Source organism: Colwellia sp., assembly GCF_013215345.1.
In the GTDB taxonomy this organism is placed as follows: Bacteria; Pseudomonadota; Gammaproteobacteria; order Enterobacterales; family Alteromonadaceae; genus Colwellia.
In genome coordinates this window covers 1-22,338 of sequence record NZ_JABSOV010000053.1, presented here as the reverse complement: position 1 = coordinate 22,338, position 22,338 = coordinate 1, and the positions used below count along the sequence as shown (strand labels likewise).

The 22,338-nt window shown below is 38.9% G+C and carries 19 protein-coding genes; 5 read left to right on the top strand and 14 right to left on the bottom strand.

Annotated elements, in window-relative coordinates; genetic code table 11:
- Positions 1–182: 182 nt before the first annotated feature.
- From HRT50_RS09925 to HRT50_RS09915, 3 genes are all read right to left on the bottom strand, one after another.
- Entirely contained in the window at positions 183–1,025 is an 843-nt protein-coding gene (locus HRT50_RS09925; RefSeq protein WP_291613933.1) for a methyl-accepting chemotaxis protein, read from the bottom strand.
- Positions 1,026–1,028: 3 nt separating this feature from the next.
- The gene (locus tag HRT50_RS09920) at positions 1,029–2,108 is read right to left on the bottom strand and encodes a cache and HAMP domain-containing protein (RefSeq protein WP_291613931.1); all 1,080 of its coding nucleotides are present in this window, start codon (positions 2,106–2,108) and stop codon (positions 1,029–1,031) included.
- A gap of 368 nt (positions 2,109–2,476) precedes the next feature.
- Positions 2,477–4,486: a S9 family peptidase gene (locus HRT50_RS09915; protein ID WP_291613944.1), complete on the bottom strand. Its 2,010-nt coding sequence runs from the start codon at positions 4,484–4,486 to the stop codon at positions 2,477–2,479.
- 495 nt (positions 4,487–4,981) lie between these two features.
- Between HRT50_RS09915 and HRT50_RS09910 the strand changes: the two genes are divergently transcribed.
- Positions 4,982–5,479 carry a CreA family protein gene (locus HRT50_RS09910; RefSeq protein WP_291613929.1) on the top strand — a complete coding sequence of 166 codons (498 nt, stop codon included), beginning with the start codon at positions 4,982–4,984 and terminating at the stop codon, positions 5,477–5,479.
- 206 nt (positions 5,480–5,685) lie between these two features.
- Here the strand turns inward: HRT50_RS09910 and HRT50_RS09905 are convergent, their stop codons facing one another.
- The 5 genes from HRT50_RS09905 to HRT50_RS09885 all read right to left on the bottom strand — a co-directional run bounded on the left by HRT50_RS09905 (position 5,686) and on the right by HRT50_RS09885 (position 12,127).
- Positions 5,686–6,993 (bottom strand): ATP-binding protein, encoded by a 1,308-nt coding sequence (locus HRT50_RS09905; RefSeq protein ID WP_291613927.1) that lies wholly within the window; start codon positions 6,991–6,993, stop codon positions 5,686–5,688.
- A 47-nt stretch (positions 6,994–7,040) separates the two neighbouring features.
- The gene (locus HRT50_RS09900) at positions 7,041–7,781 is read right to left on the bottom strand and encodes a response regulator (protein WP_291613925.1); all 741 of its coding nucleotides are present in this window, start codon (positions 7,779–7,781) and stop codon (positions 7,041–7,043) included.
- A 114-nt stretch (positions 7,782–7,895) separates the two neighbouring features.
- Positions 7,896–8,333, bottom strand: coding sequence for a DUF3019 domain-containing protein (locus tag HRT50_RS09895; RefSeq protein ID WP_291613923.1), 438 nt, complete (start codon positions 8,331–8,333; stop codon positions 7,896–7,898).
- 7 nt (positions 8,334–8,340) lie between these two features.
- On the bottom strand, positions 8,341–9,417 hold the full coding sequence (locus tag HRT50_RS09890) for a MipA/OmpV family protein (RefSeq protein ID WP_291613921.1): 1,077 nt from the start codon (positions 9,415–9,417) through the stop codon (positions 8,341–8,343).
- 286 nt (positions 9,418–9,703) lie between these two features.
- Positions 9,704–12,127 carry a prolyl oligopeptidase family serine peptidase gene (locus HRT50_RS09885; RefSeq protein WP_291613919.1) on the bottom strand — a complete coding sequence of 808 codons (2,424 nt, stop codon included), beginning with the start codon at positions 12,125–12,127 and terminating at the stop codon, positions 9,704–9,706.
- Positions 12,128–12,473: 346 nt separating this feature from the next.
- On the opposite strand from HRT50_RS09885, the gene HRT50_RS09880 reads away from it, so the two are divergent.
- Positions 12,474–14,015 (top strand): diguanylate cyclase, encoded by a 1,542-nt coding sequence (locus HRT50_RS09880; RefSeq protein ID WP_291613917.1) that lies wholly within the window; start codon positions 12,474–12,476, stop codon positions 14,013–14,015.
- A gap of 130 nt (positions 14,016–14,145) precedes the next feature.
- On the opposite strand, the gene HRT50_RS09875 is transcribed toward HRT50_RS09880, so the two are convergent.
- Together HRT50_RS09875 and HRT50_RS09870 are read right to left on the bottom strand one after the other, a co-directional pair.
- Positions 14,146–14,319, bottom strand: coding sequence for a DUF3545 family protein (locus HRT50_RS09875; protein WP_291613915.1), 174 nt, complete (start codon positions 14,317–14,319; stop codon positions 14,146–14,148).
- Positions 14,320–14,631: 312 nt separating this feature from the next.
- Positions 14,632–15,096 (bottom strand): DUF1456 family protein, encoded by a 465-nt coding sequence (locus tag HRT50_RS09870; protein WP_291613913.1) that lies wholly within the window; start codon positions 15,094–15,096, stop codon positions 14,632–14,634.
- 266 nt (positions 15,097–15,362) lie between these two features.
- Here HRT50_RS09870 and HRT50_RS09865 point away from each other — a divergent pair, with 266 nt between their 5' ends.
- On the top strand, positions 15,363–16,199 hold the full coding sequence (locus HRT50_RS09865; protein WP_291613911.1) for a mechanosensitive ion channel domain-containing protein: 837 nt from the start codon (positions 15,363–15,365) through the stop codon (positions 16,197–16,199).
- Between the two features lie 146 nt (positions 16,200–16,345).
- Here HRT50_RS09865 and HRT50_RS09860 read toward each other — a convergent pair whose 3' ends face one another.
- The 4 genes from HRT50_RS09860 to HRT50_RS09845 form a co-directional block, all read right to left on the bottom strand.
- The gene (locus HRT50_RS09860; protein WP_291613910.1) at positions 16,346–17,701 is read right to left on the bottom strand and encodes a DEAD/DEAH box helicase; all 1,356 of its coding nucleotides are present in this window, start codon (positions 17,699–17,701) and stop codon (positions 16,346–16,348) included.
- Positions 17,702–17,882: 181 nt separating this feature from the next.
- Positions 17,883–19,457, bottom strand: a complete 1,575-nt coding sequence (locus tag HRT50_RS09855; protein ID WP_291613908.1) for a glutamate synthase-related protein — start codon at positions 19,455–19,457, stop codon at positions 17,883–17,885.
- 105 nt (positions 19,458–19,562) lie between these two features.
- On the bottom strand, positions 19,563–20,525 hold the full coding sequence (locus tag HRT50_RS09850) for an ABC transporter substrate-binding protein (protein WP_291613906.1): 963 nt from the start codon (positions 20,523–20,525) through the stop codon (positions 19,563–19,565).
- A gap of 100 nt (positions 20,526–20,625) precedes the next feature.
- Entirely contained in the window at positions 20,626–21,174 is a 549-nt protein-coding gene (locus HRT50_RS09845; RefSeq protein ID WP_291613904.1) for a type II secretion system protein, read from the bottom strand.
- Positions 21,175–21,492: 318 nt separating this feature from the next.
- On the opposite strand from HRT50_RS09845, the gene HRT50_RS09840 reads away from it, so the two are divergent.
- Together HRT50_RS09840 and HRT50_RS09835 are read left to right on the top strand one after the other, a co-directional pair.
- The gene (locus HRT50_RS09840) at positions 21,493–21,834 is read left to right on the top strand and encodes a GIY-YIG nuclease family protein (protein ID WP_291613902.1); all 342 of its coding nucleotides are present in this window, start codon (positions 21,493–21,495) and stop codon (positions 21,832–21,834) included.
- A gap of 300 nt (positions 21,835–22,134) precedes the next feature.
- Positions 22,135–22,338: hypothetical protein (locus tag HRT50_RS09835; RefSeq protein WP_291613901.1), on the top strand; the 204-nt coding region annotated here is incomplete at its 3' end.

Below are 22,338 nucleotides of genomic sequence, written 5' to 3'. Positions count from 1 at the left end.
TTTTTATTTCGTAGGATGATATTTTAAATTCTATAATCAGAGAAAACTGTATTAAATGAATTTTATGTTAAAGCAATTAAATTCAATGAGAATAAATGTTCAAAAACAAGACGCTTGATTGAGCAATAGCTGGCTATTGTGATTGAAAGCAACGACGTTATTGGATATTTAGGCCATTAATATTAGTTAAACTTAAAACGTGATACTAATTCATTTAAGTGCATTGCTTTTTCTCTTAGCTCACTACATGCAATAGAGGTTTGCTGAACTATCTCGCTATTAGCACGAGAGATATCAGCAACAGCAGTAACATGAGGGTTAATTTCACCGACCACATTAGATTGCTCTCCTGTCGCCGTGGCTATTTGTAAATTCATATCATTCATAATAGCGATGCTTTCAGAGATACTTTCTAAGTGTTTACCTGAATGACCAGCCTCAGTTTGACTGTTCGTGCTCAATTCGGTGCTTTGCGAGATAGCTAAAACCACTTCTTCGGTTTTAGCTTGCAGCTTTTCAATAATATTTCGAATTTCTTCCGTCGAATCATGACTGCGAGATGCTAAGGTTCTTACTTCATCCGCAACCACGGCAAAACCTCGACCTTGTTCACCCGCACGGGCAGCTTCAATAGCGGCATTAAGCGCCAACAAGTTAGTTTGCTCTGAAACACTACGTATTACTTCCACAACGGTGTCAATAGAGCGTGCATCTTCAGCCAATTGCGTGATCATAGTACTGGTTGAAATAAGTTGCTCACTCATAGCTGAAACGCTCGATATGGTTTGCACAACAGAGTCGTTACCTTGCTGCACGGTGGCATCGGCAGCTTGCGCACTTTGTGCAGCATTATTAGCGCTACCGGCAATCTCTTCTGCTGTCATACCCATTTCATGCATAGCCGTGGCAATTTGCTCAACTCGACTCACTTGCTCATTAATTTCAGCTTCCATTGATTTAGCTTGAGAGTCAATTTGTTCAATCGCCTCCGCAAGCTCATTACCGGTATTAGAAACCTGTTGCATTATTTAACTTAAATGGCTAACAAATTGATTATATCCCTTTGCCATTGTACCGGCTTCGTCTTCACGAGAATCATCTAAACGACGGGTTAAATCACCACCACCTTTACCAATTTCAGCTAACATATCGGCCACTTGACCAAAAGGTGCAATTAAACGAGAAATAAGCCATGTACTAACAAAGGCAGAAATTACCGCAATAATAATGCCCATCATCACAAGTGCCCAAGTCAATTTAGTTAGCCCACCTAGTACCTCATGTTTTGGTACCTCAGCAATGACATACCAACCAATACTATCTAGGTATCGGCTAGCTATAAGGGTTGTCGTACCGTTTTGAATAAATTCTGTAGAACTAAATTGTGCTTTCGATAAAAGACTTTGATTATCAATGACACCGAGATCAGACAATCTCTTACCGATGAGTTGTGTATCAGGATGGAGCTTAACTATGCCTTGTTGATCGACTAAGAACACTTTCCCTGTTTCTGCAATACGGTACTGACTAATGGTTTTAGCCATATTCTCTAATGATAAACCTACTCCCACTACAGCGCTTGGCTCCCCTGAAACTCTCATTAGGTAATTAATAAACAAAGTCGGAATATTGGTTTCTTCATCAATATCTAGAGCAAGTTCATATTGCTTGCCGCTATTGATAAAATTATAAAACCATTGATCATTATTATCTTGTGGTGACAAAGTTTTAAAAAGTCCACCTGGGGTGAAATAGTGTCCGCTATTGGCTGACACTAGAAAAGCGCTAATAGTATCAAATTCACTCTGAATATTTTTCAAATAAGAAATAAATTGTTGATGTTCACCTCTTGGCTCACCATTAGCAATAAATTGCTGAGAATAAAGGTTACTCGACATGGTTTGCGATACCGTAATAGGTAGCAACAAATGTGCATCTAAATCATTGGCGACTTCACCCAATGCTGCTGGTAATTCTCTTTCAATAGCAGCCTCCAAAATAATGGCTCTACTTGAGCTAAGTGCAAAAGCACTAACAATCACAATAGATAGCACCACGGCAGTCAAGGTAGTAAGTACAACTTTACGGCGAATAGTTAAATTCAACATAGATAAATCTCTTCCTTTGAAAGTAAAAAACGAACTGAAATGGGGCTAAAATAAGAACTGAAAACTGACTATAAAATAAAATTATCCGCTAGCTTATGCTACTGGATAATTTCAGCTTATTTAAATAAAGCACTTAGCCAATTTAACTATAGACCACATAGCATTATTATTTAAAAAACTTGCCCTAGCTTAGTTAATAATTTCATATAATGAAAAACTAAGCTTATCTATAGAGTTATCGGCCATTATGCGTATTCCTGAAGTAGAAAAACGATAAAAAAGATATAAAAAAACCAAGCAGTTAAAGCTTGGTTTTTAAGTTTATTACCATTCATCATGATGAATGAAAAAAAGTGGATAAAGGTAGGTTATTTCTCTGTCTTGCTTGAATATTTTTCAAACCAAGCAAGGCTGTGTTCAATTTTAGTGATCATTCTTGATGGCTTACCAGCAATACCATGTGGAGCACCAGGTACTTTAATTAACACTGTATCAATTTTTCTCAATTTAAGTGCTTGATAAAATTGCTCTGTTTGCGCCATTGGCGTACGTAAATCTTCTTCCCCTGTTATCAGCATAGTTGGTGTAGTGACATTACCAACCAAAGACATTGGCGAACGTTTCCAATAATGCTCTACATGTTCCCATGGCATACCCGGAAATTGTGTCGGTATTTGCCCTAAACCACTATCAGCCGTCAGCACTTTACTTAACCAGTTAATCACTGGCTTAACTACAACTGCCGCAGCAAAGCGATCTGTTAAACCTATAGCATAGGCAGTAGCTATACCACCCGCAGAGCCACCAGCGATAAATAAATTTTTCTCATCGATAAAACCCATATCTACCATGGCATCTACACCTGAGTTGTGATCAGAAAAATCTTCTTTAGAGCTGTACTTGTATTTTAATAATAGGGCAAAACGTTCGCCATAAGAGCTACTACCACGATGGTTATCATAGAAAACCACATAACCTTGTGCGGCAAAACGTTGTAATTCAGCAGAGAAGTGTGGCCCATAAGCCAAATGTGGACCGCCATGGATCTCTAGAATCAATGGATATTGTTTCTTAGGGTCGAAGTTTGGCGGGGTAATATACCAACCTTGAATAGGCTCACCATCAAAAGATGATTTGTAATTCACTTCGTGTACTTTGCCTAGAGTTTTATGACCAAATAAATCTTCATTTAATTGTGTTAACTTCGATAATTTTTTACGAGTATTAATAACAGCAACATCCGCTGGACGTATAGAACTACCTTGAGTAAAGGCCATATAGCCTTCATTTGAAGCAGTAAAACTACCACTAATATAAGGTCGACCGATACTGGTACCAGCAAGCGTATTAGTTAGATCTTTTATTTTTCCTTTAGTGCTAATGGTGGCCAGTTTTCGTTTACCAAAATCATCATAAGTTATTGCTAATAATGAGCTAGATAACCACTGAGGATCTCTTATTGAACGATCAAAGTCACTAGCAACCGCAGTCACTTTTTTAGTTTTCCAATCCATAATGTTTAATTTGGCATTACGGTATGGATTTAACGCATTAGACGTTGATAAGAAGGCAATTTTTTTACCATTCTCTGAAAATACTGGATTAAACTCTTTACCTGGTTTGCTTGTTAATTGCTTCAGTTCGCCACCCGCTAAGTTCACTAGATACAAGTTGCCTTCAAGTGATTTATATTCCCAATCTTTGATACGGTTAGCTGAAAATACTATGCCATCGCTGCTCTTAGTCCATGTAAGTGTACCTTTGTGATGAAAGTCACCTTGAGTAAGCTGACGTGGCGTACCACCTTCACTCGGTAAGACAAAAATATGTTTGTAACCCGGTTTAACTAACCCACGACCATCTGACTGATAATAAGCTTTATCAATCACTACAACGGGCTTAGACCATTTAGCCCCTTTAGGTTTTTTCGGCATTTTAGCAATCACTGTCGCCGGCTCAGCAACAAGTTGGCTAAACGCTAGCCATTTACCATCAGGTGACCAAGTCAAACTACCAATGCCACCTTGTAACTGACTAACAAGTGCTGTGCGATTTTGCTTTAGATAATGCACATGTACTTGGTAACTGCCCGTTAAGTTACTAATAAATGCAATTTTTTCGCCGTATGCTGACCAGCGCGGCGATGAGTACTGTTTATCATCAGAAAAAAGTGGTATTTGTTTTTTAGATTTAACATCAATCAACCACAAATTTTTATTCTTGTTATCGGTCATGATGTCATTAGAGTTTCTGATATAAACGATCTTACTACCATCAGGCGATATTTGTGGCTCACTGGCATATTCCAGTGAGAAAATATCTTTAGCTTCAAACAGGCTATTAGCCGAAATACTGGTAATTACAGCACTATTAGCCATAACACTGTTCGCTACAGTAAGGAATGGTGTAGTTACGACACTAACAGCCAAGACTAATCGATAAGAAAATCGAGAAAAAAAGCGCATTGGTTTACTCCACGGTAAAAAGTGAGCCTGACATGTACTCACATCATTTGGGTTTAGATTAAGAGGACTAATATTGTATACAAAGAATCGGCTGTTCACATGCGTTATCACCGAGTTCTGTCTTGTATCTTTGTACATTAGTCGCAAGTTTGAAGTTATCAGCCCAGACAAGCTTTAAAAAGACACTCAAGCGAAGGAAAGGTAATAAGAAATTTATTACTGTTAATATAAGTGAGTATGATAAAGCCAAGCCGTTATAAAATGTCTTATTTTAATGTTTTTATTTTAAATACCAGTAATGCCCGTTAATATCTAGCCTGCCTTAAAGGTTCAAACATCGTTTACTCACTTCATTGTCATTTTAAGCATCAATGACCATGATAAATAGCAATTCAAATGGAAATTAACATGTTAAAAAAGATAAAAATATACGGCTCAATCTTCCTTTTATTAGTTATCGCATTACTCATATTTAAGAGTTTATCGAAGAATGAAGTGGGTGATGTATCGCTAGGGTTCTTTACTTTAAAGGACATAAAAGTGTCGTCTTTAGATGATGATAAAATTTCAGGTATAACTTGTCACATAGCTTCAATTGAAGCTAATTTAAGTCTGTCTGATCCCAGTGATAGTTCTATATCTTGCCGTCAAACAGGTGATATAACCGCGGAAATGATAGCGACAATCGATAAGAGTAAATCTGGTGAAGTAGTGTTCAAACAGTCGAAAAGTATCTTTTTCAAGACTATGAAAGTTAGACGTATTTATGATGCTGAAAATCAAACTCTGCTTTATCTTTCTTACACAACCAAAGAAACAGATGGTAGTTACAAACATAGCCTTTCTACTGTGCCATTGTGGGGTACTCAAGCTTTTATTGAGCAAAAAATAATTTTAAAAAATTAAAGCTTTATTTATAGAGACCGACTACGTAAGCTATATTTTTAGCTTAGTATAATTACCCGAATATTTAATCCTTTCTTTTCCCTTACATTGATTATTTTCAGCCACGTTACTAACGTGGCTTTTTTTATCTTTTTTTAGGGATCGTTTAGTAATTTTTTACTGGTGTTTTCTTTGGATATACTGGATTTTATCTATGCTGTTAGGCTCTATACCTTTGGCAAGGTGACACTAAACTGGGCACCTTTTAAACTTGCTGAGTTATCAATGCTGATATTACCGTGATGCCACTCAACAATACGTTTAACAATGGCAAGACCCATACCGTAACCTTTCACTTTTTGTTCGCTGTTTTTACCTCGAATAAAAGGTTTTAGGATTTGTTCTCTTTGCTCGATAACAATACCTTGGCCATCATCGCTAACCGTTACAATAATATTACTGCCCTGCTCAGCTACAGAAACGTGAATTTGACTGTGGCAATACTGATAAGCATTTTGTAATAAGTTACTCATCAACACCATTAAATAGGAAAGATCGCCATCAACCATTACTTGCTGTTGAGGTACCTGCAGAGTAAGCTCGATATCATCTTGGCTTTTATTGTTAATACAAGTGTTGATCAGTTTCTTAAAATCTACTGGCGCTTTATTTAGCGTGATTAAGGTTTGATCTAAACGGGCGTAACTCAATAAACTTTCCACCAAATCGACCATTTCATCGACGTTATCACTAATTCTTCGCTCAAACTTTTTACGTAATACCGGATCATCTTCTTCAGCAATGGTATCAATACCAAAGCGGATCCGTGCCAGGGGTGTACGTAAATCGTGAGAAACAGCGCTACTGAGTAACTTTATATCGGTAACTAAGTCATCAATACGTTGTGCCATACGGTTAAATTCTAATTCTAAATCTCGAATATAAGAAATAGTGCCAACATTTATCCGTTGATTTAAATCACCTTCGCCAAAGGACTTGGCTGTTTGTCGTAAAGTCATTAACCTTTTTGCCAGCGGATAAAGCCAAACGAGCATTAAGGCCAATACAGCCAAATAAAACAAACTGGTGAGAAAAATGGGCAATAATGAATTACTTTGGTTGGCTTTTTGTGGCGGTGTGGTCAATACCAATAGTTCATCAGTAGTGGCGAGATAAAAATGTAAGGAAATACTGTCATCTGTTTCCAGTAATAACGGTTGGCCAGCAGTTAAATTGTCGAGTAAGGCTTGAGGTAAAGGAAAGTTTGTTAAAGGCTGTAGGCGTAGGAGCAAGCTGCCTTTTTTTGGCCATTTATCAATAAATTCTTGGCGATTATCGAGTACCGATAGCGTTACCGCCAAGTGAGTACCTACTTGCTCTAAAACACTGATAGCATCTTGCTGCTCTGTCCTTAAATGTTGCTCTTGTTCATTATATTGATTTAGGTATTGATTATAAATGCCGTCAAACATCCAACCTAAACCAATAGTCGCTATAAGCACTACCGCTAGAAGAGAAAGCGTTAAATTACGCATAAAAAGTGAACCCTAAAAATTTTATAAAAGTGGCAAGGTAGCGCTAATTACCAGACATCATTGGCAAATAAGTAGCCTTTACCCCAAATGGTTTTAATACGAAAAGGCTCTGATGAGTCATCTTTTAGTTTTTTACGTAACCTTGAGATGCGTAAATCAATGGAGCGATCAAAACCATCATAATCAAAACCACGAAAGTGACTGACCAACTCTTTACGAGACACCACTTGCCCGGCCTTGTTGGCAAGAAACCATAAGACATCAAACTCATTAGAGGATACTTTTATCGATTCGCCATCAAGAATGACGCTGCGCGCCGGTTCACTAATCACCAAACCATTAAATTTGAGTACACCATTTGAGGCTAGTTCATCAACAAGCTGTTGCTTGGCTTTATCTTCTGAGCGCGATTTGTCCTCACGACGAAGTAAACCTCGAATTCGAGCAAGTAATACCCTCGCCCGAACGGGCTTAGTGATATAGTCATCGGCGCCCATCTCTAGCCCGAGCACCTCATCTATTTCTTCATCACGCGCGGTGATCATAATGATGGGGTTAGTAAAAGTTGCGCGCACGGTTTTACAGACATCAAGTCCATCCATACCGGGTAACATACCATCGAGTAACACAATATCAGGATTAAGCGAGCCAATAAGCTCAACCGCCTCATCCCCTCGGTGACATGTGGTGACTTTAAAGTCACGGGCAGTTAGATAATCAGCTATCCACTCAGCGAGATCAATATCATCTTCCACTAATAAAATATGCGATCCCGTTTGCGCTACCATGTATTATTTATCCTATATTTGTCTTAATGGTTGTCTTGATGCTTATCTTAGTCATTATTTCAATTGAAATATCAACTGAAATAGCAGCTGCTATTCCAGATAGTGATTCGACGGTTAAAAGATACGCCATGATTTTCTTGGCTGACCTTTTTTCTTATGAACCCAAGCCATTTTTACTACCGCGGTGGCGACAGATAAGCTGTCATTTTGACGCCTTAATGAAAACTCTAAATTGACCTTACTATCAAATGATTTTTTCAATTCACCCTCCGTAGTATTTTCCCAGCAATTAAGTGCTTTATCAGCTCCGGAGGTATATAAGCAATAATTACCAGGAGTAGCCACTTGAAAAGTTAATTGCACCGAAACATAACAAGCCTGACCTTGGCGCATAGCAACACATTGCTCTGGGCTTACCTTCATACTTGCTTGAATCTCAGTAGCGTTAGCAACCGAGTTTATCGCTAACAATATCAGTAATAAAGCAGAGGTTTTCATTTGTATTAGCAGTCGTTTTAGCTGCTTGGTCATTTTTATAGAGAGCATCTGCATGACCCCCCTAAAAAACATATGTTAGTAAAAGGCCAGCACGGTAACCGTCTTCAACGGTATCTTGGCGAGCAGCAATGCTGCGTTCAGACAGCGCGTTATAACCAACATAACTGCCTATCACCCAATCTGTAGTTAACGGGTATTCGACCCCTATCTCAGCCGAGTAACTGATGCCATCTTTGGTCGATAAACTATCATCAGCCCAAGTTTGCACGCCATAAGGTGTTACTTCTTTTGAGCGATATTGCATACCAAGGTTGGTGTAGAAGTTGGTATTTCTAAACTGTAAGTTATAGCTATAGGAAATAGATGCTTCGATACCATCACTGCCTTCACCATTACGACTAACGGGTGAATAAATCATTTGCAGCTGACTATTTTCATAAAACCCGGTCATTCTAAGACCCGCACGTTCATCTTCGTTACGGGTTTGAATTCCTTCTAAACCTTCGATGCCGCGAGTACTGTATTGATAAAACAAGTCAAAAGAGTAATCTTCGCTATTGTAAAAATTGACTCCCCAAGCAGGCATTGAATACATGCCTTGAATTCGACGAGTACTAATACCTGGCGACTCTATAAACAAACCGAGTAACTGTACGCGGTAACTAATGGCGACATTAAACTCGGATTCGGTATCTACATTAGCAGCATAGGCATAATCATCACCAACACTGCTTATGGCACTGACATCAACGTAAAAGCCATCACGACGGTTTTGGAAAAAGCGATGAATAGTTTCACAATTTTCATCGTCATCGTCACAGCTGTGCGATTTATGGCTTTCATCATCACAATCTCCAATGCAGATTGAGAATTCATCATCGTCATTACTGTTTTTATCTGATGTTTTGCCTTTAACAGGCTCTTTGGTTTGTTCTTTCGATAGCTCTTTAATAGCTTCTTTATCGTCTGCATTTACAGAAGCTTTTGTATCTGCTTTTACTGAAACTTGGCTATTTACTTGCGCTGTTGAACTTGCTGCTTTCTTTTCTGTCTCTTCATTGGCGCTAACGGCAAATGAGGTTAAAAGCACACTGGTGGCAACTAAGCTGGCTACGGTTGTTTTTGTTAAGTTTTTCATAGATTCCCTGTGAACGTCTGTATTTGATAACCGTAATATTAACTAAGCATTGAACAAATAGACGTAACACAAATTAAGCTGATGTATCAATTTGTATCATATTTTGACGTAATAATAACATCGACTTACATCTAGAGGAATGAAGATAAAGGTAACTAAAGCTGTGGTGCTGAAAAGTAAGCTGACCAAGCTAATTGTCAGCTCTGTTAGCCATGCCCTCTGTGAATAGGATTGACATGGCTTTATCTGAACTAACTATTAGCTATTAAACTATAACGAAGCAACTTTAATGCTTGGCAGAAACCTTAACGGGATTTTTCACATGTTTATCTAACCATTGATATTGCTCCCACAACATATGCAACAAAGACTCTCTAGCCTTATAACTGTGCTGTTCGTGCGGTAGCATGACTAAACGAGTATTACCGCCAAGACCTTTAAGTGCGGCAAACATACGTTCAGATTGCATAGGGAATGTGCCCGAGTTAGGATCCTCTTTTCCGTGAATCATTAACATAGGTTCATTAATTTTTTCCGCATGAAAAAATGGCGACATTGAAGCATAAGCTTGCTGACCTTCCCAGAAGCTACGTTCTTCACCTTGGAAACCAAATGGCGTTAAAGTTCGATTGTATGCGCCACTACGAGCAATGCCCGCTTTAAATAAGTCACTGTGAGCAAGTAAATTAGCGACCATAAACGCGCCATATGAATGACCCGCAATAGCGATACGGTCCTTATCAGTAACGCCTTTTGCCACTAAAACATCAACTGCAGCTTGGGCACTGGCAACTAATTGTTCTCGAAAAGTATCATTGGGTAAAGCCCCGTCGAAACCAATAATCGGCATTTTTGCTCCAGAAAAAACGGCAAAGCCTTGAGCTAAATGTGGCATCGGTCCCCTATAACTAATCCTGACGAACTCATAAGGTGAATCGGATACTTGGCCGGCGACTTTTTTGTCTTTATATTCTCTTGGATAAGCCCAAATTAATGTTGGTAGTGGTCCTTGGCTTTTTTCATAGCCAGCGGGTAAATAGAGTGTGCCACTGAGTTCAACGCCATCTTTACGTGTATAGTTGATTTTCTCTTTGCTAATACCAACAAAAGCAGGTGTTGGATGGGGAAAATCGGTGAATTTAGTTAATGTTTTTTGCTTTAAGTCACGGACAAAAAAGTTAGGTTGTTCGGTAGTCGACTCTCGTAATGTCATCACTTTAGTCGCTTGTTCATTAAGCACCAAGACCACGCGTTCATAGTAAGGGGCTTTTGACTGCCACAAGTTTGTTTTCTTTTTAGTAGTGAAGTTATATTTATTTAAAAAAGGAATGTTACCTTGAGCAGATGCACCTCTACCGGTTAAATAAACGCTATCATTGTTATCAAAGGTTTTGATGACATTTAAACCAAATTGGTTTCTTTGCTTAACAAAACTACCGGGATCATTATAACGGTCATTATAAGAGCGCTGTTGAAATAATTCTTTTTTAGCTAGGGCCTTACTCGGATTAAACTGCCATTCTCTGACTTGCCGATCGCTAAAGCGCCAGTCACTGATCATAGCAAAATTATTATTGCCCCATGAAATATCATTAAAACGACGTTCTACTTTTTGCAACAATTCAGGCTTGTTCTTAAAAGGAGCCGCCCAAGTGTAAACATAATCATGATGCTCTACCTTGGTTTTCATATTGCCGCCATCTTGGGCTTCAGCCCAAACTACTGTGGCAGCAACATCGCTGCGCCAACTGATTTCCCGACGACCTTCACGAACCGAATCAAAGCCTTTAGGAATGCTTTCTCCTGAAGCCAAATCAGCAATTTGACTAACCAATGTACCTTTGGCAGTCCATACTTGAGTTTCTACTGGGAAACGTCTGGCCGGTACAAGATAAGAAAAAGGCTTTTTAACTTGCGAGACTAATAGGTACTGGCCATCAGGTGAAATTACAAAGCCTTTATACATACCGGTTTTACCAACGTTACTCACCTGACCTGCCAAGCTTATGTCAGCCAATTGAGAGCGAGTTAGAAACTCAAAGAGTGCTTCATCATAAGGTGTTTTTAATAAGTTTGAGTAGGTTCTAACCGCCGATTTTTTTCCCGATGTGGTTTGAATCACTGGTTCAATGGTCGCTTGTGACATCTGTGGTTTATCGCTAGCTTTAGCAACAGTTAAGCGGGTGTAAAAACCACTTGAATCACGTTTCCAGCGATATTTAGTGCCTCCAAGTGCAGCATTGATTTTTTTATTACTTACCTGTTTAGTTCTCTTGGTGTCAAGATTGTAGTTCCACAAGGTAAGTCCTTGCTTGTTTTCGACAATAAAAGCCAAATGCTTTGAGTTAGGTGAAAACCTGACACTCATGATCTTGCCAGCTGGAAGATCATTTATCGCCACTCGTTTACCGCCATGAATTTGTTTAAGTTCAATACTCATATAGCCACTTGAGCGACTTGGCGCAAAAATATCAGCATTAATTCTTAGCCCGGCGAGTTTTTCTTCCGCCTGTGCAAGTTCTTCAATCGACTTGGCGCCAGGTCTGGCCATTATAGCAACCCATTGCTTATCCGGTGACATTGACAAAGCAGGTCGCCTAGGAGCGTCGACCAAATCAGCGATCATTTTTTTCGGGGTTTTATAACCACTGTCAGCAAGCGCATTTTGGCTTAACAGAACAGTGAGTAAGATGAGTAGTAAGCGTTTCAATTAGATATCCTTTTTCTTAGACTGATAATTTAATTTACCATAGCAGTATTAAATTTTATGCTCAAACAAAAACGTCTATTATTTGAAGCTAACATCAAATTAAACCAATTGATTTATATAAGTATTTTTAACATATCCAACTCTGTACTTTGACCAAAAAATAGTAGATAAAAACGTTGGGTTTTTATTGAAGGCGGTACTGCACAACGTTAAAGAGGTTTAAGAAAATTGAAGCACGATAATCGTATTAAGCTAGGCTAACCGCTCTAAAAGTGCTGTTTAGCTATTTTTAGACTAATCTTAAATTATTATTTTAAACGGTTTCAAAGGGAGCAAACTATAAGCAATGACAGTCAACCTGAAGATCTCGCTGGCTTTTATAATATGCCTATTAATTATTATCATTAGTAGTCTTTTCAGCTACCGCAGCACCCAACAGCTTATCGTAACAGGATCATGGGTTGTCCATACTTATGAGGTTAAAGCTGTGCTTGAAACGGTTATTTCAGAGTTGAAAGACGCTGAAACAGGTCAGCAAGGCTACTTGCTAACAGATGAGCTTACCTATCTAAAGCCCTACAAAATTAGCGTTGCCAAAATAAATCATAATCTGAATAAGCTAAGTTCCTTGACCAATGACAATAATCGGCAGCAACAAAACATTTCCCGACTAACCATGCTAGTTAATGAAAAACTTCAAGAACTTAAAGAAACCATAGAACTTGCCCAAGGGGGTTATAAAGACGACGCCATTAAGCTTATTTTAACGCATCAAGGCAAGAGGATCATGGATGATATTCGCATCATTATCGATAATATGGCGTTCGAAGAGACACACTTATTATCAGAACGACAGCAACAAGCCAGTAAGGCGATCAAGATAGCCAACTTTATCACTTCCACTGGTGGCTTGCTCGCGCTTATATTTATTGGCTGTATTGCATTATTTATTAAGCGTGAAGCCACCCGCTACATAGCTGAAAGGGAAAGAGCTAGCAGCGCAATAATATCGAGTGAACAAATGTTTCGTAACCTGATGGAGTCTGCTTATGACGGCATCATAATGGTAGATAACAAAGGGAAAATAGCGAGCGTGAATGAACGACTGATCATCATGACTGGCTATACCAAAACAGAACTAATTGGCCAACAAGTGGAATTGTTGATACCAGAACGATTCAGTAACCACGTTAAGCTTCGTGAAAATTACCTTGGTAAGCCTTATACCCGCGCAATGGGGGCAGGTAGAGAGTTATGTCTGCAAGGTAAAAGTGGCGATGAAGTTCCCGTTGAAATAAGCTTAAATCCAGTAACGATCAATGATGAGCTATTAGTTTCAGTGTTACTCCATGACATTAGCAAACAAAAACAGATGGAAGATGAATTAAGATACTTGGCCTGTCACGACGCTTTAACTGGGCTCTATAGCCGTAATAAGATGGATTTAAAATTAAATGAAGAAATTCAAAGAGCGTCCAGATATAAGCATAGCATGTCAATTTTCATGCTTGATATCGATCATTTCAAAGACGTTAATGATACGTATGGCCATGATGTCGGGGATGAAGTACTCAAACACATTGCTAATGAAATTGAACGTTCCATTCGTACCACTGACTTTGCTGTACGTTTCGGAGGGGAGGAATTTATCATTATTCTGCCAGAAACCATCACTGAAAAAGCCGAAGAACTCGCCGATCGACTGCGCAACAGTATTGCTAATTTTAATATGACCACTAAGTCTGATAAAAACATAAAGCTAACGGTGAGTATTGGTATTGCCACCTACCCAAATCACGCAACAACCATCCCTGACTTATTGAAAGCTGCAGATACGGCTATGTATGCTGCAAAAGAAGCTGGACGGAATCAGATCATGGTCACTTGATGGGTATTAGCTGCGACTTAACATACCTCACTTAAATGTCTACTTGCTCACCTTGTTTAATCTAAATAAGTACTCAGCTAGAAAGCAAAACAACAGGTAAAATCTTCAGGATGAGTATCAGTAAAAACAGCTAATACGAGTATTGCTCAAAGGCGGCAATATCTCTTCGTAAACGACGCTGCTCTTTTATCACTTCGATTTCACGCCATTTACGTTTTTGTGCTTTACCCCGACCCTTTTTATCAGGTCTGGTTAATTCATCCTCTGCTAATAAGTCCTCATCATGCCAATATTCATTGTCCATATTACTCTCCAATCACTTAACTTTATTTAACTTAAGTGGCAATTTATAGAAGTTATATGAAACTAATATGAAGAAAAGATGACGTTTTAGTGACGGAGCCCGCTAATGTTTGTTAATTTAGCAGGCTCTTTATCAGCAGTGATGTTATACCAGTTCCATTAATTAGGTGATCTACTTTATACGTAGAAAAAATTGCCAAATACAAGACATTTACTTTAATAACTAGTTGTTCTAATTATTAAATAAATAACGAAGTAGTTGGTCATTTTAGAAAGTAGAAATGATCACATAGTTAGTGGGATTGGTATTAACTTAACTGGCTTCTTGTGATTTAATTTTTAAGCCTTTTAAGAAAGTCGATAAAACATCATCCGAGCAATCTCTATAATGCTTATTACTTACGTTTCTAAAAAAGGCACTTAACTCATATTTACCTAAGCTAAGGTCTGCTAGCTCTAGAATGCTAATCACCTCTTCTGCTTTTAAAGACATAGCAATTTTAATTTTATTAAAAATCATGTTATTGGTTAATTGCTCTTCAGTTTCACGTGCCGGACCATCACTTGGTCCTCGTTTCTCAATAATTAAACCATTTAAGAAACTAGCAAGCTCTACATCAAGTATCTCTTGGTAGGCCGCATCATCTTTTTCTTTGAAATAATTTGCTAACTGCTGTTCACTAATTTCACATTGGCTTAAGGCAAAAATAGTGCGGATTTTTTCATCCGTTAAGTCAAAGATAGTACTGAGGCGGCGTAGGATGTCATTATTAATCATTTAAAAACCTAAAGGGTGTCGTGTTCTTGAGTTGCTTGAATAGTTAAATAAATAGCTATTTAAAATAACTTTCAAAAGATGCACACATTATAACTGACTCTGCACTGATAAGCGTGCTTTGATTACAAATATGAATTTTACTCGCGACAAAGTAATTTAAAAAATAATGATGAATAACGTCCTGTTTTTCAAAAGCATAGATTGTATTTTTTTCTAGTCAGTATAAAATACCAGCGACTTTAATCATTGTTAATAAAGGAAATTCAATGAGTACAATAGATACCTCTATCACACAACTCGAAACTCTCACCATGAAAGCCTATGAACTTGGCCTAGCTTATGCGCCAAAATTAGCTTTATCGATTCTTACTTTACTGATTGGCTTATGGATCATCAGCGGCATCAGTAAACTAGTGAAAGCCTCCATGGAACGTTCAAAAGTCGACCCAACCTTGATCCCTTTTATGGGCAGTTTGGTTTCTTGGATACTTAAACTACTACTATTTATTTCTGTTGCTTCTATGGTCGGTATAGCGACAACCTCATTTATTGCGGTACTCGGTGCAGCTGGTTTAGCCATAGGTTTAGCCTTACAAGGCAGCTTGGCTAACTTTGCTGGCGGTGTATTAATTATGATATTCAAGCCTTACAAAGTCGGCGACTTAATTGAGTCTCAAGGTCACTTAGGTGTGGTTAAAGAAGTACAAATTTTTAATACTATTTTACTTTCACCACAGTCTAAACGCATCATTATCCCAAATGGCTCGACTTCTAATGGCTCAGTGGTTAACTACACCGTTGAAGGTAAAATTCGTGTCGACTTAAGCGCTGGTGTTTCTTATGACGCAGATATAGATCAAACCAAATCGGTATTAATGGCAGTATTGGTTAGTAATGACAAAGTGCTGCAAGATCCAGCTCCATTTGTCGGTTTATCTGAGATGGCTGACAGCTCGGTGAATTTTGTTGTTCGACCGCACTGTTTACCTGAGCATTATTGGGATGTTTACTTTGAAGTTAATGAAGGCATTAAGAAAGCCCTTGATAAAAATGGTATTACTATTCCGTTCCCGCAGCGCGATGTACATTTGATTCAATCGTAACTAAAACAAAAGCTAAAACGATTACTACCTACTTATTCGAGAGAGTTTTCTCCTAAATAATAGTTAGATAAATATAAAAAACCGCGTTAATGACTAACATTAATGCGGTTTTTATTTAACGCTTTAAAACAATTTACGCCATAGCTTTATTTAGCTGGCCATGGACTTCTTACATTGCTCTTTTTCGCCTGTTCATTACTAGGTTTAGCACTACGTGGCTTAAGGCTAAAAGAACTCGAACTACGAGTTTTAGCGCTGCGCCCTTGATGACTTGTCGATTGACGTCCTTCTCCTTGACTACTTCTAGCTTTAGAGTTTTTAGGGACAAAGTTTAAAACAGAAACCGGCACTACTTTTTTCACGGGGAACTCGCTAAATTCTTTGCGATCTATGATATGGCCCAAACGACTTTCAATGGCACAAAGCTCTCTAAAGTTATCTTTAGAAACGAGCGATACCGCCTCACCTTCCGCGCCAGCTCGGCCAGTACGACCGATACGGTGAATATAATCATCTACTTGCGCAGGTAAATCATAATTTACAACTAGGCTAAGATCACCAATATCAAGCCCTCGAGCAGCAATACCTGTTGCCACTAAAAATTTGATTTTTCCTGATTTGAAATCGGCAAGTATTTGTTCACGAATATCTTGGGTTCTACCACTATGAATACTTTCTGCGGCAATACCACGCTTTTCTAATTGGCTTACCAGTTTGGCTGCGCCGTGTTTAGTTTCGATAAAGATAAGTGCTTGTTGCCAGTTTTGCGTGCTGATTAAATGACTCAGTAATGCTGACTTATTGGTTTTATCGGTGGTCACTAACCACTGCTTTATTTTAGGTTTAGAGGCTTTATCGCCAGCAACGCTAATTTCAACGGGCTTATGAATAGTCCTTTTTGCTAAACCACGAACATCTTCTGAGATTGTGGCAGAAAACAATAGATTTTGACGCTGCTCAGGCAAGCGCTCAATAATTTTATTGATGTCATCAATAAAGCCCATATCAAGCATTCTATCGGCTTCATCAAGTACCAACATATCCAATTCATCAAAATACAGGGCTCTTTGATGCGCCATGTCGAGTAAACGTCCTGGCGTGGCAACAAGAATATCTATACCCCAAATCAAGCTTTCCTTTTGTGCTTGCGCATCAACACCGCCGTACATTGCCATAGAGCTAATATCTAAATGCTTAGCATACTGACTAATACTGGCTTCAACTTGTACCGCTAGTTCACGCGTAGGTACAAGGATAAGCGCACGAATGCGTTTGCCGCGAAGTTTCTGATTCGCTTTTTTATAACGGCTGTTGAGCTGTTCAAGTAAAGGTAAAACAAAACTAGCGGTTTTACCTGTGCCGGTTTGTGCAGCGGCAATAAGATCTCTACCCGCTAAAACGTGAGGTATCGCTTTGTTTTGAATAGCGGTAGGTTTTTCATAACCTAAATCAGCTAAAGCAGTTAAAATTGGCGCGGATAATTTAAGTGTTGAGAAGGACATAAGGTGTCTCGAGAGCAAAATAAACTTTTCTGAACAACCTACTTATGGGGTTAACGAATGGGCTAACTGATAAATAAAGGCTGACAGCATAATAATGGCTGCATTATAACAGCAATCCACATAGCCTAGTAGCTAACGCGACCATTAGTTGTAAGCTGCGCCTTTTGTATTTACCTTACCTTTATTCCGGGGAATTATCTCCCGGTGAAATCGGCCCTTGAGCAAGCATTCCTGAAAAATGTACACCACTGAGTAACGCCATTTCACGATGCCAAGTTGATAAGTCCTCTAAACCAAATTTATTTAGATCATGGTGACCACAGGCGCGTGCCATAACCTGCATCAATTGCGTTGAGGCATCAAAGAAATTACTCAATTGCTTGGATGATTTGTCAATATTTAAGCGTTGACGTAAATCAGCTTTTTGCGTGGCGATACCCGCAGGACAATTATTGGTATGACACATTCTTGCGGCCACGCAGCCAATAGATTGCATAGCACTGTTGGCTATCGCTATACCGTCGGCCCCCAGAGCAAGCGCTTTAACAAAGTCCATCGGCACACGTAGTCCGCCAGTAATAATGAGTGTTACTCGGCCACTAGCGCCAACTTTGTCAAGATAACGTCTTGCTCTGGCAAGCGCTGGAATAGTCGGTACACTGATATGGTCTCGAAACATTTCGGGCGCTGAGCCGGTACCACCACCGCGACCATCTAAAATAAGGTAATCGGCACTGGCATCTAAGGCAAATTGAATATCTTGCTCGATATGATTGGCACTTAATTTAAAGCCGATGGGAATGCCACCAGTAATAGCTCTAACATGATCGGCAAAGTCTTTAAAATCACTGACACTAACTAAGTCTTTAAACGTTGGTGGTGACACCGCCGCGTTCCCCGGTATTAGCCCCCTAACTTGTGAAATTTTACCAACATTTTTACTAGCAGGTAAATGCCCGCCAGTGCCTGTTTTCGCAGCTTGGCCACCTTTAAAATGAAAGGCTTGCACATTTTTTAATAGCTTTTCATCATAACCAAACTTGGCACTAGCTAGTTCATAAAAATAACGAGAATTAGCTGCTTGCTCCTCAGGCAACATGCCGCCTTCTCCTGAGCAAATACCCGTACCGGAAAGCTCAGCACCTTTGGCTAAAGAAACTTTAGCCTCTTCGGATAATGCGCCAAAACTCATGTCTGAGACAAACAAGGGGATTTTTAACTTTAACGGTTTTTTAGCTTGTGGCCCAATAACCAGCTCGGTGCTGACACTGACATCTTCCATTAGTGGTTTGCGCGCCATCTGTGCCACCATAATTTGCAAGTCATCCCAGTGCGGCAATTGATACCTAGGCACCCCCATTGAGGTCATTGGCCCATGTTGACCAACACCTGCTAAGCCCTCTTTTGCAAGTTGATGAATAAACGCTACCGTTGGCTCTTCTTTTGTAGCACTCGCTATCGGCATTTTAGTTATTGAAATTGTTTCTGATTCTTTGCCGCTGCCTATTTTCTCTTTGGTCAATTGTTTATGGCTACCATCACAATAAGGTGCATTGCCCGTTTGTTTACATCGACATAAATAAGCATCACCACTTTCTTCGGCAACGAAGCGCTGTGATTTAAGTCCGGTGCCCTTATGTGAGCCATCACAAAAAGGCTGGCTCTGTGAACGACCGCAGGCACAAAAGTAATACTCTTGGTCTTTATCTAAATTGACTTTAATTGGTTTAATATCAGCAATTATTGCTTTTGCCATGGGATGCCCTCATTTATTAGCTATTAATTGTTAATTGAGGTAAATAAACATATAGGTAAATATAGACACAAATAACCTTAAGCACAGGCAATTGAGGAAATAGAGCTAAGATTGTGGGGAATTACCGAGAAAGTTTTTAGGACAAGTAAAACTTAACCAGTCTTGGCTTTGATCGCTAAACTTAGCCAGCCATGCTGTTATCGCTTGCTGCTCAGTTTTTTTATCTATCCCATATAATGCCGAAGCCTCGGCAATCATCTCAGTGGTTAAATTAACTTTTTTTAGCAATTGATAAACACAAGGCCATCGCTTTTTTAGTCCTGGCCAAGCGGCTTTTTTGATAAGAGTAACCTTGGGATTACCACAATCAAAAGTCATCTCTTTGTTGACCCCCCATGCTGGGTCTTGCTCACAAGATTTTTCAAATTCAGGAAACTCTACAAAGTCTCCTTTGATGCGAACATCAACCCAGTTTGGCTGCCAATTAAGTAAAATTATTGGCTGTATATTTTTCTCAGCTACACGTAATTCTTGCCAAAGTAATTGCGTGTTTTCTAAACGCTCAATGGTAAAGTTTAACTCTAGCGCCCTGATAAGCTCTGCATCACGATAATTCCACGGTCCGGTAAAATATACTCCTTTTGAACCACTGCCCTGTCGGCTAAAAATCGCTGAACACTTCTTTAATGCTTGCCATTGAGGCAATCCCGGACATAATTCTTTCACATAAGCTGGATACCACCAATCTTCTCTACCAATTGCGCTATGTAAGCCCATATCTTCAACATAGCCTTTACTAACAGCCTTCATAAAGGGACCATCATCATGGCTTTGCCAAAGCTCTACTTGGAAATGAATTAATCCTTTTCTTAAAGCACCCAGCTCAAGCGTGGAGTTCATTGGTAAATAATCTACTTTATAGCCTAATTGCTCAATTTTATTACCGACAATCTTGATAAGTAATTTCTGGCTAGCCCAATGATTTATCGGCAAAACTATCGGCTCATCCGCTGAAGAATATAACTTAGTAGAGGTAAGAATGAGTATAGTTAATAACAAAACACGCACTTGTGGGAGCCTTAAACGAATAACCGTTTTATAAGTATAGTGGTGAGTTTAAAAATGAGGACAATATCTAGAACCAAAACAGACATAATATAAGTTAGAGTTAACCTAGCGTTGCTTTACCTACGGTAACTTCGCCCGTACCCGGGTAGTAGAGCATTTGCCAATTTTCTTGGCCTTTAGCTGGATTGTCAGCAATATAATTGAAATAACAATAAGTATCAGCCGCAGTTATTGCTCCACCATAATACCAGTAAACTATATCGATTTCGCCACCAAAAGCATCGTCCGAATGTCCTGCGATTTGAAAGTCTTGCTCGAGCAACCCCTGCCAAAGCTCAGCGCAAAAACTTGCTGTCAGCAGTGTGCCGTCTGCGGTATTTTCACCTAAGGGGAAGCCAGTGACAGTAGAATCTATATCACCTGCGCCAAAACACTTTAGATCTTTAACATAACCTGGCGATGATTGAGCTAGCCAACAAGTATGGTATAGATCTACGGCACTTTCAAAAGAAGCAAAAGTGGCATGAGCCACACTATCATGGGCATCTTGAGTTAGATTAATAAAACGTGGTAAAGCGGTCACTGACAAAACCCCAAGAATAACAATCACTGTCACTAATTCAATTAACGTGAAACCTTTTGAATACATACTTACACCAAAATTTACAAATTTTGCGCATTGTATACGATATACGTAAAGAAAACATAATCCTAGTGTAGTCTACTGGTCATTTTGAACTAATGGGCATAATTCAAGGCCGTTAAAATGGATAATTAGTGTCGTTAAGCTAATTATCTCCTCGTTATATTCAATAAACTTAAATATTTATATTAAAAGATATTGAGCTATCACAAGGTTTTGAAAAAGTTGATAGCTTAAAGTGTAGGGATAATTTTGGATGTTTACGGTAGACTAACCAGAGTAAACATGGACTAAGCTCAATATAAATGGATCTATATTAAATTTATGCACAATACTGACAAAGCACCCGCAACAACGATTATTAAAGATATTTTATTAGGTAATGTTTATGTGATGACACATTCATTTTTTTCTGATGTTGTTAGAATTGGCTGTACGCCTGAAGACCCCCGAGAGTATGCTAAATCGTTATCAGCAAAAACCATAGGTGATTATAGCGTTGTTTTTTCGCTACAATGTAGCAACCCATGCAAAGTAAAAAAGCAAATAAAGGCCTATTTGCACGCACAAGAATATACTAAAGAATTTTACCAAGTCCCTGCAGAGGTTGCGGCAAAACTACTTAGCAGAGAGACCTTGAAAATACCGAGTTTAACTGCACTTTAGCTCATCCTTGGCTAAACTTTAACTAGCCTTAACTAATATTAGCTAAACCTTAACTGAATCAAGTAGCTTTACTAAGTATCTACTAACAGCCTACTTCTATTGATGAAACCACCAGCAGTAATTGCCACTTCAACAGTTAATTACTGCCTCATTAACTGTTCAAGCAATAAAACAGTAACCAGTTTCTCTTTACCTATTCCTATACGGGTTAATAACGCTATGTAAAAATGTGTAAAGTTATTTATCAACTAAAGAAAACTAGCCTATGGTGTAAAAGAACTAAATAAAAAGGATTTATCAATGGCAAAGCTTTCAGCAAAAACGTCCCCGCTACTTCTAATGAGCTTGTTAACCTCTGCGTTAACTGCCTGTGGTGACTCAGAGTCAGAAGTAAACTTAATTGAGGGTACCAATCAGCAGACCCCTGGGACATTAACGACTCCTACAACCACAACGGTAAACACCAGCGCTACGGATATAACCAATATTTTATTAACGAGTAGT

Excerpts from the sequence above, each read along its gene's own strand:
- HRT50_RS09890 (WP_291613921.1), bottom strand. The coding sequence starts at position 9,417 with ATGAAAAACTTAACAAAAACAACCGTAGCCAGCTTAGTTGCCACCAGT.
- HRT50_RS09920 (WP_291613931.1), bottom strand. The coding sequence starts at position 2,108 with ATGTTGAATTTAACTATTCGCCGTAAAGTTGTACTTACTACCTTGACT.
- HRT50_RS09910 (WP_291613929.1), top strand. The coding sequence starts at position 4,982 with ATGTTAAAAAAGATAAAAATATACGGCTCAATCTTCCTTTTATTAGTT.
- HRT50_RS09845 (WP_291613904.1), bottom strand. The coding sequence starts at position 21,174 with ATGTATTCAAAAGGTTTCACGTTAATTGAATTAGTGACAGTGATTGTT.
- HRT50_RS09905 (WP_291613927.1), bottom strand. The coding sequence starts at position 6,993 with ATGCGTAATTTAACGCTTTCTCTTCTAGCGGTAGTGCTTATAGCGACT.
- HRT50_RS09895 (WP_291613923.1), bottom strand. The coding sequence starts at position 8,333 with ATGCAGATGCTCTCTATAAAAATGACCAAGCAGCTAAAACGACTGCTA.
- HRT50_RS09900 (WP_291613925.1), bottom strand. The coding sequence starts at position 7,781 with ATGGTAGCGCAAACGGGATCGCATATTTTATTAGTGGAAGATGATATT.
- HRT50_RS09860 (WP_291613910.1), bottom strand. The coding sequence starts at position 17,701 with ATGTCCTTCTCAACACTTAAATTATCCGCGCCAATTTTAACTGCTTTA.
- HRT50_RS09875 (WP_291613915.1), bottom strand. The coding sequence starts at position 14,319 with ATGGACAATGAATATTGGCATGATGAGGACTTATTAGCAGAGGATGAA.
- HRT50_RS09840 (WP_291613902.1), top strand. The coding sequence starts at position 21,493 with ATGCACAATACTGACAAAGCACCCGCAACAACGATTATTAAAGATATT.
- HRT50_RS09855 (WP_291613908.1), bottom strand. The coding sequence starts at position 19,457 with ATGGCAAAAGCAATAATTGCTGATATTAAACCAATTAAAGTCAATTTA.
- HRT50_RS09925 (WP_291613933.1), bottom strand. The coding sequence starts at position 1,025 with ATGCAACAGGTTTCTAATACCGGTAATGAGCTTGCGGAGGCGATTGAA.
- HRT50_RS09865 (WP_291613911.1), top strand. The coding sequence starts at position 15,363 with ATGAGTACAATAGATACCTCTATCACACAACTCGAAACTCTCACCATG.
- HRT50_RS09870 (WP_291613913.1), bottom strand. The coding sequence starts at position 15,096 with ATGATTAATAATGACATCCTACGCCGCCTCAGTACTATCTTTGACTTA.
- HRT50_RS09915 (WP_291613944.1), bottom strand. The coding sequence starts at position 4,486 with ATGGCTAATAGTGCTGTAATTACCAGTATTTCGGCTAATAGCCTGTTT.
- HRT50_RS09880 (WP_291613917.1), top strand. The coding sequence starts at position 12,474 with ATGACAGTCAACCTGAAGATCTCGCTGGCTTTTATAATATGCCTATTA.